Genomic DNA, 13729 nt, shown 5'->3' on the forward strand with positions numbered 1-13729 from the left:
CCTGTGATCCTGTGCCGGCGAAGATCAGAGCGCCACGCCTTCGTCGCCGACGAGCTTTTCGAGCAGCCAGATCAGGGCAAAGTCGATCATCACAATGACCACCGCGAACGAAAACACGGTCGGGTCCAGCGACGAGACCGTGCGGCTGTAGAGCCAGACGGGCAGCGTCATCGTGTTGATGCTGTAGAGAAAAAACGTCACCGTGAACTCGTTGAACGAGATGATGAACGCGAACAGCATCCCGGCGAGGATGCCCGGGCGCATGAGGGGCAGCACGACATCGAAGAGCGCGCGATGCGGGCTTGCGCCCATCACGCAGGCGGCTTCTTCGAACTCCGGGCCGACGGACGCGACGGACGCCGCGCAGTTCTTCACCGTGAACGGCAGCGCGAGAATCACATGCGCGATGATGAGCCGCAACACGCCGAGTTCCACCGGCAATGCGTTGAAGACGAGCAGCAGCGAAAGCCCGAGCATGACGAGCGGATAGACGAGCGGCAGCGCAACCAGTTGCTCGATGATCGCCTTGCCCCGGAAGCGGTAACGCGAGAGGGCGTACGCGGCCGGCACGGATACCGCGGTGGCGATCAGCATCGTCGAGATGGCGACGACAAGGCTCGTCGTCAGCGCGGCGCCCATCGACAGTACGTCGCCCGCATCGGGCGACACGAACGCATGCCATGCGGCGCGATACCAGTGCAGACCGAAGCTTTGGGGTGGAAATTCGAGCGTGTCCGAATTGCCGAATGACATCGTGATCATCGTCAGGATCGGCAGCGCGGCGAGAAAGAGCACGACTGTCGCGAACAGCCCTGTTAGCCGGCCGAGCCGACCGGGCATGGCTGCGGGAATACGCAAGGTGCTCATGAGCGGGACTCCCCGTGACGTTGCAGCGTGCGCACGAGCCGTTGCGAGATGGCCATCACGGCGAGTGTCGCCACCATCAGCACGACACCCGATGCGGATGCAGCAGGCCAGTTCAGCAACGGCGCCACCTGGTCATGCACCAGTACGGCGAGCATCGGCACGCGGCGTCCGCCGAGCAGCAGCGGCACCGCAAATGCGCTCGCGTTATAGGCGAACACGAGCAGCGCTCCGGACACAAGCCCTGGCATGGCCAGCGGCAGCACCACATGACCCATCGTCTGCCAGCGTGTTGCGCCAAGTGTGGCGGCCGCCTCTTCATACGAGTGCGATATCGCGCGCATCGCGCTCGATATCGGCAGCACGGCGAGCGGAAACGCCGTCTGGATCAGGCCGAGCAGCACGCCGTTCTCGCGATACAGCCACTGCAACGGCCGCCGGATGACGCCTGCCGCGAGTAGCGCGTGATTGACGAGCCCCGCGGGTCCGAGCATCACGAGCCATCCATAGCCTTGCAGCAGCAGGTTAACCAGCAGCGGCAACAGCACGCCCGCAAGCAGAAGCCGCCGCGCGAGGCGCGATTGCGTACGCGCCAGCGCGAGCGCCACTGGAATCGCGAGCACGACCGCACAGACCATGCTCTGCAATGCGAGCCGCAGCGTCAGCCACAGAGAATGCAGAAAGTAGTCATCCGCAAGGTCCACATAGTTTTGCAGCGTGAACGCATGCCACTCGTTGCCAGGCATGCCGAAACTCATGCGCAGCACCGCGACGGCGGCCGCGACCAGCACCGTGAGAAACGTGAAGATCGGCGCGAGCAGCAACCACGGCGGCACGCGGGGCAGCGCCGGAGGACCGCGGCGTTGCGCGGCGGCCTCGTCCGCGGAGGCCGCCTGCCCGGCGCGGCGTGATGAGAGCGTAGGCATGTCCATCACGCCGCGAACAGCGCGGTGTAGCGCTTGATCCATCCGGGCTGGACAGCGGCCAGCGTCTTGTCGTCATGCAGTATTGCCTTCTCGGCGATCTGCTGCGGCGACGGCACGAACGCGCGGCTCTGGGCCGGGATGACGGCCTTCGCGTTGACGGGACCGTTGAGCACGTCGGCGGCCATGCGCCCCTGGACGCCCGCGTCGAGCGAATGGTTGATGAACGCATGGATCAGATCGAGATCGCCGGGATGCGCTTTCGGAATCACGGTGAACATCAACTGCGTCGCGAAGCCCTCCTTCATGCCGTAGGTCACGCCCATCCGGTATTCCGGTTTGCGGATCTGGTCGGGGAAGAATGCCGGAGCATAGATGCCGCCGATGTCGAGCGAACCCGTACGGAACAGGTCGGCGATCTGGTTCGGGTTTTCTCCAAGCGTCAGCACGCGCTCCTTCAACTGCGCGAGCCGCGCGAATCCCGGCTCGATGTTCTGCTGCGAGCCACCTGCCATCTTCGCCGCGATGATCGCGAGATCGACGGCCTCGGCCCATTCCGGCGGCGGCAGGAAAAGCCGGCCCGCGTACTTCGGGTCCCACAGCGCCTCATAGCTTGCGGGCGGCGTCTTCACGGTCGACGTGTTGTAGATCAGGCCGTCCGACCAGAGCAGATAGCCGACGCCAAAGCCATTGGCGCCCGTGCGGTACTGCGGGGCAACGTCCTTCAGGTTGGGAAGCTTGTCCAGGTCCGGTTTCATCAGCAGGCCTGCGTCCGCGAGACCCGACGCACCGACACCCGCTAGCGTGATCACATCGTACGTGGGCCGCTCGCCGGCAGCCTTCACCTTCGCAACCATGCCGGAGGTGCCGTCCGCGCGGTCGGCGACGACCTGGGCACCCGTCTTCTGGCTAAACGTATTCGCGATGTTGCGCAACGCCGCCGCGCCCGTGTCGTCGGACCACGTCAAGAGCCGCAGCGTCTTGCCCGCGAAGCTCTTTTCCTGTGCCCTGGCAGTACTGATGAACGGCATGGGCAGTGCCGATGCCGCCAGCGCCGCACCAATGGTCTTGATAGCCTGCCTTCTGCCCCGTTTGATGTCTTGCATGGTCGTCTCCAGTTTCAGTCGCGTGGCCGCGTGTCGGCGTGGTGGGTGAATCAACTGTAGGTTCGTCAAAAACGGGCAACAAACGAAATCTCTGCATGCGCGTCATGACGTGAACTCATGGGCAGCCGATGCGCTGCGCGGCAGGCGTATGCCTATTTGGCATCAGGATCTGCTTGATTTCCGGGAAGGCAGCGAGGCCGAACGGACCGAGTTCACGGCCGATGCTGCTACGCTTGTAGCCACCCCACGAGGTCTGCGGAAAGATCAGCTGCGGCGCATTGATCCACACGACGCCCGCTTCCAGTTCGCGGGCGACTCTGCTGCCGCGCGCCGCGTCCTCCGTGACGACCGTTGCAACGAGGCCGAACTCGGTGTCGTTGGCGACCCGGACTGCCTCTTCCTCTGTATCGAAACTGCGCACGCAAAGTACCGGACCGAAGATCTCTTCGCGCCACAACACGCTGTCGGACGGGACATCGACAAACAACGTCGGTTTCACGAAGTAACCTGGCCCGGCCGGCGCCGAGCCCTCGATCACCAGACGTGCGCCGGCGGCCTTGCCCTGTGCGATGAACCGCTGCACGCGTTCATACTGGCCGCGGTTGGTGAGCGGCCCCATCTGTACTCCCGCCGCGAACGGATCGCCCACCACGATCTGCGTGACGCGCTGCGCCAGACGTGCGACAAGCTCGTCGGCGACTGGCCGCTCAACCAGTACCCGCGAAGTGGCGGAGCACATCTGGCCCGCGTTGAAGAATCCGCCCGCCGCGACCAGATCGGCGGCCAATTCGAGGTCCGCGTCCGCGAACACGATAATGGCCGACTTGCCGCCCAGCTCGAGCCCCACACCCTTGATGGTGTCCGCCGCCGTCTTCATGACCTGCGCGCCCACCGCGGTACTGCCCGTGAACGAGACCTTCGCGACGAGCGGATGCGCAACGAGCGGCGCGCCGACCTCAGTGCCTGTGCCCGTCAGAACGTTCACCACGCCGCGCGGCACGCCTGCTTGCTCCAGAATGGCGGCGAGCTCGAGTTCGGGCAGCGGCGTTATTTCCGAAGGCTTGAGCACGACGGTGCACCCGGCCGCGAGCGCGGGCGCGAGCTTCCAGGCCGTGGTGACCATCGGGAAATTCCATGGCACGATCAGCGCAACGACGCCGGCCGGCTCGCGGCTGATCTGCGCGTGATAGTCGCTGCTCGGGATCGCCACGCTGGATGGGCCCGTCTGATCCATGCTGTCGGCCAGGTCCGCGTAGTAGTCGAAGGTGGCAATGACATCGCCCACATCGGTCTGCGCTTCGGCAAGCGGCTTGCCGTTATTGAGCGACTGGAGTGCAGCCAGATGTGCGCGGCGCGCCTCGACACCGCGCGCGATTGCACGGAGAAGAGCGGCACGCGCGGCCCCCGTCGTATTCTTCCAGCTGCGCAGGGCCAGGGCCGCAGCCTGCACCGCACAGTCGACGTCAGCGGCGTCGGCCGCCGCTACCTCCGCAATCTTCTGCTCCGTCGACGGGTTGACGACGCACAGACGGCGTCCCGCTTCTGCCGCCCGCCAGCAGCCATCGATGTACAGTTCGGTGCGCAACGGGATGCCCGACGGGAGAAGGTTGTCCGGTTTCATGCAGGCACCCGTGCGAACCAGTCAGCTTCATCAATCTCGATCACCGTCGGGCTGTCCCGCCGCACGGCATGACGCAGTTGCGCCGCAAGCGCATGCGGAGTGTCGGCCCGACAGGCTGCGCATCCGAAACCGCGCGCCAGCGCCATAAAGTCCGGTGTGTGAATGTCGACGCCGACAGGAACAATGCCGCGTGCCGTCATGTACTTGCGGATCTCACCGTAGCCGAAGTTGTTCCACAGCAGCACGATCGCGGGAACCCGTGCTTCGACGGCGCTCGCAAGCTCAGGCAAGGTGAACTGCAGACCGCCGTCGCCGATCAGACATACGACGGGGCGCTCGGGCGCTGCGAGCTTCGCGCCGATTGCAGCGGGCAGACCGTAGCCGAGCGTGCCATAGCCGGTCGACGAATTGAACCAGGAACGCGGGGCCCGAGCGTCGTACGCGAAGTTGCCCGCATAGACGGGACTCGTCGAGTCACCCGCAATGATCGCATCCGGCAGCGTGTCGATAATCGTGTCAATCAGATGCATCTGTGAGCGCGTCGGCCGGTCGTAGCCTGCCAGCAGGGTTTCCCGTACGGCCGCAACACGCGGAGCGCCCCAGTCGGACTGCGGCGCGTGCGCGGCGCATTCGTGCAGTCGCGTCGAGAGCCTGCCAAGCGCGTGCCGCGCATCGCCTGCGATGGCCACGTCCGGGCGCATGTTGCGCATCAGTTGCTGACCGTCGATATCGATGCGGATCAGCAGGCCCTCGATCGCGAAGCCGCCGTCGAACATCACGTCATAATCGGTTTCTCCCAGCTCGGTCCCGACCGCGAGCACGACATCCGCTTCGCGAACCATTGCGCGCGTTGGCGCCAGCGACTGTGTTGAGCCGATGAGCAGCGGGTGGCCGGCGGGCAGAAGGCCCTTGGCATTGATGGTCAGTGCGACGGGCGCCTGCAGGCGTTCGGCGAGTTCACGCAGCTCGACGGGTGCATCCGACGCTCCGCCGCCGGCAAGGATCAGTGGCCGTCGCGCCCCGGCGAGCAGGTCTGCAGCCGCAGCCAGGGCATTCGGGCAGGCAGTGGGTTTTGCGGGCAGCGCGGGGGGCGTGAGATTCATGCCACCCGCTGGCGCCACGATCACGTCGAGCGGAATCTCGATGTGCACCGGTCGCGGTCGGGCACTCCCAAAAACCGCGAAAGCACGGGCCAGCACCTGCGGCAGTTCCGCGGCATTGAGCAGCGTGTGCGAGAACGCGGTGAAACCGCTGAACACATCCTGCTGTGATGGCAATTCGTGTAGACGTCCGTCCCCTGTGCCCAGTTGGCGTCGCGCGTTCACACTTGAGATAACGAGCATCGGAATGGAGTCCGCATAGGCCTGCGCCATCGCAGTCGCCATGTTGGTCATGCCAGGCCCGGTGATGATGAAACACACGCCCGGCTTGCCGGTCACACGCGCATATCCGTCTGCCATGAAGCCCGCGCCCTGTTCGTGGCGCGGCGTAACGTGCCGGATCGTCGAAGCGCCGAGTCCCCGATAGAGTTCGACCGTATGTACGCCCGGGATACCGAACACGTACTGGACACCGTATCCCTCCAGCAAAGCGACGAGCGCTTCGCCACATGTCAGATCCGTCGCAGGCCGCGCGGGCGGCCTTGTTCCAGCTTCATCGAAGTGGGCAATAGTTTCTGGAAAGTTCATCGCCTGTCACGTTCCTGGTTGGTACCGTCCCGAACGGATACGGTAGCGGTCACCTGTGAAGACACTGCGTGGTCCGGATTATTGTTGGGGCTCGTGCGACTCCGAACAATCGATAAGTTTTCATGGCGCGCATGACTGTCGCGCATGACCACAGGAAAACCCTCATGCGATCCACGTGGCCGGAAGACAGCGCAAAACTTTGTCCGAGTGCAGACGGCGGAATTCGGGCAGCGGAAAACGCCCCGGCCGCTGGCGCAGTGCGATTCGACGAAGTTGGATCAACGGGTGTGCAGGGCAGCGGCGCGGAGGTGTGGGACGCAAGCGGCAGCGCCAGGCCTTTCTGTGCGCGCCCTGTCGACGCATCCTCCACGACCAGCCGATAGCCGATCATGCGGAACGAGCGGCAGGCATGCGCCGCGATCGAAGGCGCGATCAGCGTCTCGTCGCGAGCCCATCCTGCGCTCGTCGTGCCCTCACGTTGGCCTGTTTTCCCCGGGGCTGTCGGACCATCCCATACAGCGAGTGAGCCCGCTTCTTTCGGACTACATTTCGTTCTCGGCGATCCGGCTGGGCAACAGGGCTCCCGTCCGTTCGAGGACGGGGTACGCGGCGGCAGCCACGATATGCGAATTGATGAGCTTCAGGTCACGCAGCAGATCGAGGTGCAGTGCGCTGGTTTGTGCAGAGTCGATGCGGCCGGAGCGCAACCGCTCAAAGTGCGAAGCCGTCGCGGTGGATTCCGCTTCCCTGAAGGCCACCTTCTCGTCAGCCAGCATGCGCGCCGCGCGTTGGTCTTCCGTCATGAACAGCGACGCGGCGGTACGCAGATTGGCCATCAGGCGGTCCATCATGGCCAGCAGTTCCGCTTCTCCTTCCTTTGAAAACGCGAGTCCGCGCTTCATGCGCTTGGTGGCGTGCGGCAGCAGGTTCCCGCCTACCACATCGCCAGCCTGCTCGATGTTGATAGCAAACGTCAGGATTTCGTGCACCCGCCGATGGTCGGTCTCCGTAAGCTGTTCGGGATCGAGCGACGTCAGGTATGTCTTGATCGCGGTATTCAGGTGATCCAGGATGTCATCGCGCCGGCGGGTTTCCACGATCAGCTTCCGGTCGCCGTCCACCAGCGCGGCGCGGGCACCCGCCAGCATCTCGCCGAGCACATCGGCCAGACGCAGTGCCTCACGTGCCGCATTGCCCAGCGCCACCATCGGCATCTGCCGTGCGGCCGGGTCCAGATACAGTGGCCGCGACGGGTCGGCTGGGTCGACGCGCTGGGGCAGCAGCCGGGCCAGCAGTCGCGCGTACGGAGACAGCACCGGCAGGAACAGGCAGGCGAGCACCAGGTTGAACAGCGTATGGAAATCGGCCACCACCCGGGCATTGTCCGGCTCCATCGCGACCATGAGCTGGCCAAGCGGCCCGAGCACGGCGAGCACCATCACGACGCCCACGGCCCGGGACAGCAGATTGCCCACCGGCAACCGCTTCGACGCCGGATCGCTTGCGGTGGTCCCCTCCAGCAACGGGTTAATGGCAGTGCCGAGATTCGCGCCCAGCACCAGTGCAAATGCGGCCTCGGGCGGCACCACGTTCTGCGCGCACAGCGACATGATGAGCAGGACGATCGCCACGCTCGAATGCGCGGCCCACGTCAGACCCGCCGCCAGCAGCACGTCCACCAGCGGCACGGTGGATGCGGCACCCAGGAGCATGCGCAGACTGGGCGCGTCCTCGTAGTCTGTCATCTGCCCGAGCAACTGATGCAGCGCGAGCAGCATCAGGCCCAGCCCGATCACCGCGCGACCCAGATCGTGTGCCCGTGTATTCGACGCCTTCCGGAACATCAGCACGCCGACGAGTATCAGCGCGGGCGAGGCCGCTGCAACATCGAACGACAGCACCTGGACGATCAGTGTGGTGCCGACGTTCGCGCCGAGCATGACGGCGAGCGCGGGGATCAACTCGACGAGGCCGCCAGCAGCGAAGCCGGCCGTCATCAGTCCCGTCGCCGTACTGCTCTGCAATACCGCGGTGACGCCCATCCCGGCCATGAAGGCGCCCAGTCGCCCGCGCAGAGCGCGACCGAGCAGTGAGCGAAGGCTGGCACCGAATGCGCGCTGGATGCCGGTCTGCACCATGTGTGTACCCCACAGCAGCAGCGCAACGGACCCAGCCAGATCAATCAGCGTGAACGTCAATGTCATAGCGCCCTCCGTGCTGAACGACGGGTCATGTGACTCTTCGTACGGGCGTGTCGCGCCTGGCCTGCACGCTCGCATCAGAACCCGGACCGTTACCGGCTGAACCCTGACGGCGTAAGCGCGACTTCCTCTCGCAAGCCCCGGTTATTGCCGCTATAGCGCGCAAATATCAGGCCACGTGCGGCTCACTTCGATTTTGGTGGCCGGCCAGTCTTGACCGGTTCGACCGCCGTGACGGCCGCGAGAAGGCGTTTCGTCGGTTCAGACTCCAGCAGAAGCAGGCCCGCGCGCACGAGCTCGCTCTTTTTCACTACAACGCCCGCATCGAGGCATCGTTGTTTGAGCACCCCGATCTTTTCATTGTCCGTCCTCGGCATCGTGAAAGTGTCCCGTACGACCTTTTCCCGCTTGACCTGCTCCTTGCGGTCCCGAACGACCCGCAACGGAGGCTTTCCAGCGGCTGTTGCCTTCCGGATCTTCGCCATCGTCGCCGAATGGCGAGCCTTCGTCGTATTAACCGACTCGATATCCGCAACTGCCTCATGGGCACCTGCAGCCGTGTGCGCAGAGGGTCGTTTGCGGCTTCTGTTCCGGGTGACCTGTGGATTCATGGTTTTGCGCAAGTTCGACAAACCGTACAAACAGTTTATCGTCTATTGAGCAAAGGGAGTTTTCAATGTCAGACAAGCACATTGCCAGCGGGTTCGACGCTGACCTCGAACACCTGTCGTCGAGATTTTTCGAGCTGGGGGACTCGTTGAGTAACTCAACTGAACAATGCGATGGAGGCACTCACCCACTTCGACATGGACCTTGTCGGGAAAGTGGTCGAGGAGGAGCAACGACTCAATGCGATGGAAGTCGAGATCGACGTGGAGTGCTGCAACAGCATCGCGCGGCGCCAGCCCACCGCATCTGACCTGCGTCGACTGATGGACTTCTCAAAAGGAGTTATTCGCGGAATGGGTAGACGCGCTTGAGGGAGTAGCGCTACTCCCTCACGTATTCATCGAGCGATGTCATCGAGTGCAAGACCCGTGGTGCGCGGCCCGAACAGCGCGACCGCCAGCACGACGATCGTCATCGCGCCGCCGATGAAGGCGAACACCCCTCCGACGCCGAACTCGCGCAGGAAGAACGCGATAAAGAAGCCGACGAAGATCGACGACAGCCGGCTCCACGAGTACACGAAGCCCACCGCGCCGGCGCGCATGCGGGTCGGGAACAATTCGGCCTGGTACGTGTGCACGATCGTCGAAAGCCAGTTCACCACCAGCGTCTGCACGATGCCAACGGCGATCAGCCAGCCTGGCGCCTTCAACATCGAGAAGATCACGCCGATCACCGCCACCGATATCGCGCTCCAGACGAGTTGCCATTTACGCTCGAAGCGGTCCGCGACCAGCATGACGATGAACGGCGCAATCGGATAAAGCAGCACGATCAGGAACGTGTATTCGAGGCTGCGCGTCACCATGATGCCTTTCGCGATGAGCAGCGTCGGAATCCAGCTGACGAAGCCGTAGTAACCGATGGTCTGGAAGAAATTGACGACGACGAGCATCAGCGTGCGACTGCGATACTGCGGGCTGAACGCTTCGCGCAGCGTGCCCTTCTGCTCGTCCGCTTCCGACGTTTCGGCGGGTGTTGGCAACTCTTTGCCGTATTCGTTGCGCACGCGCGCTTCGATCATCCGCATCACTCGCTCGGCTTCCTCGGCGCGGCCTTTCTGCGCGAGCCAGCGGGGCGATTCCGGCAAACGCAGTTGCAGATACCAGACCAGCAGCGCGCCCGCCGAGCCGAGCGCGATCACCCAGCGCCAGCCGTCGAAGCCGAGTGGCGCGATCGGCACCAGCACCCATGCGAGGAACGCGATCAACGGTGCGCAAATCTGCGCGACGCCGTACACGAGTCCGAAGGCCATCCCGCGCGCGTGACGCGGCGTCAGCTCCGACACGTAAGAGTCGATGGTCACGTACTGCACGCCCACGCCGATGCCGCAGATGAGACGCCATACATTGAGGCCGAGCGCCGTGTCCTGAAACGCGATGACGATGGTCGCGACGCAGTACCACAGCATCGACGCGGCGAACACGCGGCGCCGGCCGAAGCGGTCCGCGAGGCTGCCGAAGACGATCGTCCCGATGAACAGACCGACGAACAGCGATGCAAGAAAACCTGCAAGGCCGTTCATCGCGAAGAAGGTCGGCGTGGTGGGCGTGAGGATGCCCGAGTGAAACAGCCCCGGTGCGATGTAGCCCGCGAAATACACGTCGTAGAGTTCGAAGAATCCGCCCAGCGCGACAAGCGTGAGCAGCTTCCACATGGTGGCCGTCATCGGCAGACGGTCGAAACGGGCGGTCACGGTGCCGGCGGTGACGGGGCGTGACAAATAATCCGCCATTTCAGGCGAGCCGACGACATCCGCGCCGATCGCCCTGTTCGGGGTGCTCATCGTGTCTTCCTCCTGTGCGGCCTGTCTCAATGGTCGCTATGGTCGAGCCCGCATCGTTGCGGACGTGAATGTCGGGATACTAATTATTCGCATGCGAGTCGCAGTGATCGCGAGCGCCGGGCTATCAGGTTCACCGACACGCCGCGCTTCCGTCCACTCGCCAGGCTGCGATTCCCTTTCAGTATTAGTAGCGCCCAGTCTAGTGACGCGCACGATGACCCACAATACTTGATCGTTGAATCAACGTCGCTTTGTTCGCGCATCGATGCGATGCGTCGCGTGACCATCGCCCGTCGATGCCGCGGCGCATGCAACAAAAACGGCCCTCGCCGGGCCGTTCATTCGGGTGTCGTTTGACGAGGGCGCGATCAGCGATGCAAACGGAAATACAAACGGGGATGCAATCAGAGATGAGATTCCGACGCGAGCATCGCGCCGTCGACGGGCAGCACGTCCGCTGCGCTGTTCGAAGCAGCGGGACACGCCTGCAAGTAATCGGCGCGCGGACGGATCAGCGCGCCGGACGTGCGTTGCTCGACGATATGGGCAACCCATCCCGCCGAGCGGCTGATGATGAACAACGCGAATGCGCTGCGCGGCGGCAGGCCCAATGCAATCGTCAGCAACGTCAGGCCGATTTCGAGGCTCGGCAGACAGCCGTGCCTCGCGGCAATGTCGAGCGCCGCATACAGCGGCTCGACGGACGGATGACGGCCCGCGAGCCGCCGCACGACGTCGATCAGATAGCGGGCGCGCGGATCGCCTTCCGGGTACAGCGGATGATTGAAGCCCGGCAGATTGCGATGCGCCGCATAGTGCTCTTCGAAGAGACGTTGCGCCTGCGCGACCGTCTTGCATGCGCGCAGCAGGTCTTCCGTGGCTTCGTACGAGCGCGCGGACGTGAGCCCCGTTTGCGTCAGGATCGCGGCTGCCACGCATTCGCCGACATCGGCGCCCGCCGACGCGGCGATGCGCGCGACGAAGGTCGCCTGCGCGAGTTCGTGATCGGCGCACAGCACGAGGGCCGCGTCGAGCGCGGCAACATGCTGCGGCGAGACCGTGCCGCCCAGCACCGCAAGCAGCGTCGCGGACAGCCCGCCGCTCCGTTTGCGAGCGGACGTTGCCGCCGCGCCGTCGTGCGGCCGGCGCAGATGGCCGAGGCAATGCGCCATCGTCGCGATCATGCGACTCGCCGCGACGAACTGCACATCGGACGAGCGCACGCCGCGCAGATGCTCGCTGCCGAAGCGCAACGCGATGTCGGCGAAGAAGCGCACGAGTTCGCGTCGGGGCTGCAAGCCCGCGGTGCCAGGCCATGCGTCGGCGAAACGCAGCGTGCGGGCGCACGGTTGCCAGGACAACGTGATGTCGTCGCCCGTATTCCACAGCGCTTTCACGACGGCTTCGAACGTCTGTCCGTCGCGGGCCATGTCGAGCGCCGCCACGCCGCGATAGCGCGGCCCTTGCGCGGTGATCTCCGTGAGCGTGCTGGAAATGATGGGCTCGCCCCAGCGCATCGCGGCGGCCGCAACGGGAGCATGACCGCTGCGCGCATCGGCACGCGACTTCATGCGCTCGACGTCCTGGCGCGCGTACAGGCGACGTCCCTTGTCGCCTTGCGGCACGCTGCGTATCCAGCCGCGGCTGACATAGGCATACAGCGTTTGCAGCTTGATCTGGAGGAGCGCGAGCGTTTCGGCGCGCGTCAGGTAGTCGCCGGGCGCGTGCGCGAGCGCCGCTGCGCCGTCTTGTCGGTTGCGTGGCACCTCGATCTCCTTGCCGGCGCAAGGGCGCCGTACGGGGGCACAGTGACCGACAAGATAATCGAATGCCTGAGCGCTCACAATCCGGTGATGCCAGTAGCCATATGCGGTCTCACGGTGTCGCTACGCGTGAACGGGTGCCTGCGCCCGATACGTCTTCGGAATGCCCGCCTTCGGCACCTGTCCGTACATCGGCTCGGCGGGCACGCCTTCATGCAGCAGATCGCGCGCGGCGATCAGCCTTTCCAGGTCGATGCCCGTATCGAAGCCCATGCTTTCCAGCATGAAGACAAGGTCTTCGGTGACGATGTTGCCCGACGCGCCCGGCGCAAACGGGCAGCCGCCAAGGCCCGCCAGCGCCGAATCGAAAGAGCGAATGCCCTCTTCGAGACCTGCGAGCGCATTCGCGAGGCCGAGCCCCATCGTGTCGTGCAGATGCAGCTTGGTCAGCTTGCCGCCGATTTCGGCGCGCACCGCTCTGACCATCTTTCGCACTTGCGCCGGATTGCCGTAGCCGACCGTATCGGCCAGCGCGACGGCATCGACGCCTGCTTCGGCCAGCGCCACGGCTGTTTCGATCACTTTCTCCAGCGCAATGACGCCGTCGATCGCGCAACCGAACGCAGTCGCACAGCCGGGCTCGATCGCCATCGGCCGTTCCTGTTCCCTGACCCATTCGACGATGCGGCGCACTTCCGCGACCTGCTCCATCGTGCCCTTGCGCGTGTTCGACCGGCTGTGTCCTTCGCTCACCGAGACGGGCACGCCGACGCCATGCGCGCCCGCCGCATACGCCGCCTGCGCGCCGCGCAGATTGGGCACGAGCGCCATGACGCGCAAGCCCGGCTGTTGTAGCGCCGCTTTCACGATCGCTTCCGTGTCGGCCATCTGCGGCACGAGCCTGGGCGGCACGAAACTGCCGACTTCGATCTCGCCGACGCCCGCCTGCGCAATTGCCGCGATCCAGCGCGTCTTCTGCTCCGTCGGCATGATTTCATGCGCCATCTGCAGGCCATCGCGCGGCCCGACTTCGCATACCGCCACCTTCTCTTTCATCGCACCGCTCCTTCAGATAGTTCGTTCAGCGGGCCGATGCGCCTGTCGGCAC

General features: G+C 64.6%; 11 protein-coding genes. 1 reads left to right on the top strand and 10 read right to left on the bottom strand.

The window, feature by feature from the left end; all coding sequences use genetic code 11:
• Nucleotides 1-24: 24 nt before the first annotated feature.
• The 7 genes from BN2476_RS13305 to BN2476_RS47575 all read right to left on the bottom strand — a co-directional run bounded on the left by BN2476_RS13305 (nucleotide 25) and on the right by BN2476_RS47575 (nucleotide 9014).
• Nucleotides 25-867 carry an ABC transporter permease gene (locus BN2476_RS13305; RefSeq protein ID WP_087734644.1) on the bottom strand — a complete coding sequence of 281 codons (843 nt, stop codon included), beginning with the start codon at nucleotides 865-867 and terminating at the stop codon, nucleotides 25-27.
• Entirely contained in the window at nucleotides 864-1790 is a 927-nt protein-coding gene (locus tag BN2476_RS13310; RefSeq protein WP_087734724.1) for an ABC transporter permease, read from the bottom strand. The genes BN2476_RS13305 and BN2476_RS13310 overlap by 4 nt, the downstream gene beginning before the upstream one ends.
• A gap of 5 nt (nucleotides 1791-1795) precedes the next feature.
• On the bottom strand, nucleotides 1796-2893 hold the full coding sequence (locus tag BN2476_RS13315) for an ABC transporter substrate-binding protein (protein WP_087734645.1): 1098 nt from the start codon (nucleotides 2891-2893) through the stop codon (nucleotides 1796-1798).
• A 115-nt stretch (nucleotides 2894-3008) separates the two neighbouring features.
• Nucleotides 3009-4514, bottom strand: a complete 1506-nt coding sequence (locus tag BN2476_RS13320; RefSeq protein WP_087734646.1) for an aldehyde dehydrogenase family protein — start codon at nucleotides 4512-4514, stop codon at nucleotides 3009-3011.
• On the bottom strand, nucleotides 4511-6202 hold the full coding sequence (locus BN2476_RS13325) for a 5-guanidino-2-oxopentanoate decarboxylase (RefSeq protein WP_087734647.1): 1692 nt from the start codon (nucleotides 6200-6202) through the stop codon (nucleotides 4511-4513). The genes BN2476_RS13320 and BN2476_RS13325 overlap by 4 nt, the downstream gene beginning before the upstream one ends.
• Before the next feature lie 542 nt (nucleotides 6203-6744).
• On the bottom strand, nucleotides 6745-8406 hold the full coding sequence (locus BN2476_RS13330) for a Na/Pi cotransporter family protein (RefSeq protein WP_087734648.1): 1662 nt from the start codon (nucleotides 8404-8406) through the stop codon (nucleotides 6745-6747).
• A gap of 182 nt (nucleotides 8407-8588) precedes the next feature.
• Nucleotides 8589-9014, bottom strand: coding sequence for a hypothetical protein (locus BN2476_RS47575; protein ID WP_175607934.1), 426 nt, complete (start codon nucleotides 9012-9014; stop codon nucleotides 8589-8591).
• Nucleotides 9015-9173: 159 nt separating this feature from the next.
• On the opposite strand from BN2476_RS47575, the gene BN2476_RS13340 reads away from it, so the two are divergent.
• Entirely contained in the window at nucleotides 9174-9383 is a 210-nt protein-coding gene (locus tag BN2476_RS13340; protein ID WP_268957898.1) for a PhoU domain-containing protein, read from the top strand.
• Nucleotides 9384-9409: 26 nt separating this feature from the next.
• On the opposite strand, the gene BN2476_RS13345 is transcribed toward BN2476_RS13340, so the two are convergent.
• The 3 genes from BN2476_RS13345 to BN2476_RS13355 all read right to left on the bottom strand — a co-directional run bounded on the left by BN2476_RS13345 (nucleotide 9410) and on the right by BN2476_RS13355 (nucleotide 13677).
• Nucleotides 9410-10858: an MFS transporter gene (locus BN2476_RS13345; protein ID WP_087734725.1), complete on the bottom strand. Its 1449-nt coding sequence runs from the start codon at nucleotides 10856-10858 to the stop codon at nucleotides 9410-9412.
• Between the two features lie 404 nt (nucleotides 10859-11262).
• Entirely contained in the window at nucleotides 11263-12624 is a 1362-nt protein-coding gene (locus tag BN2476_RS13350) for a citrate/2-methylcitrate synthase (protein ID WP_087734650.1), read from the bottom strand.
• A 120-nt stretch (nucleotides 12625-12744) separates the two neighbouring features.
• A complete protein-coding gene (locus tag BN2476_RS13355) occupies nucleotides 12745-13677 on the bottom strand; it encodes a hydroxymethylglutaryl-CoA lyase (RefSeq protein ID WP_087734651.1) in 933 nt (310 codons plus the stop codon).
• Nucleotides 13678-13729: the final 52 nt, after the last annotated feature.

The sequence above is a fragment of the Paraburkholderia piptadeniae genome (assembly GCF_900007165.1).
GTDB lineage: Bacteria > Pseudomonadota > Gammaproteobacteria > Burkholderiales > Burkholderiaceae > Paraburkholderia > Paraburkholderia piptadeniae.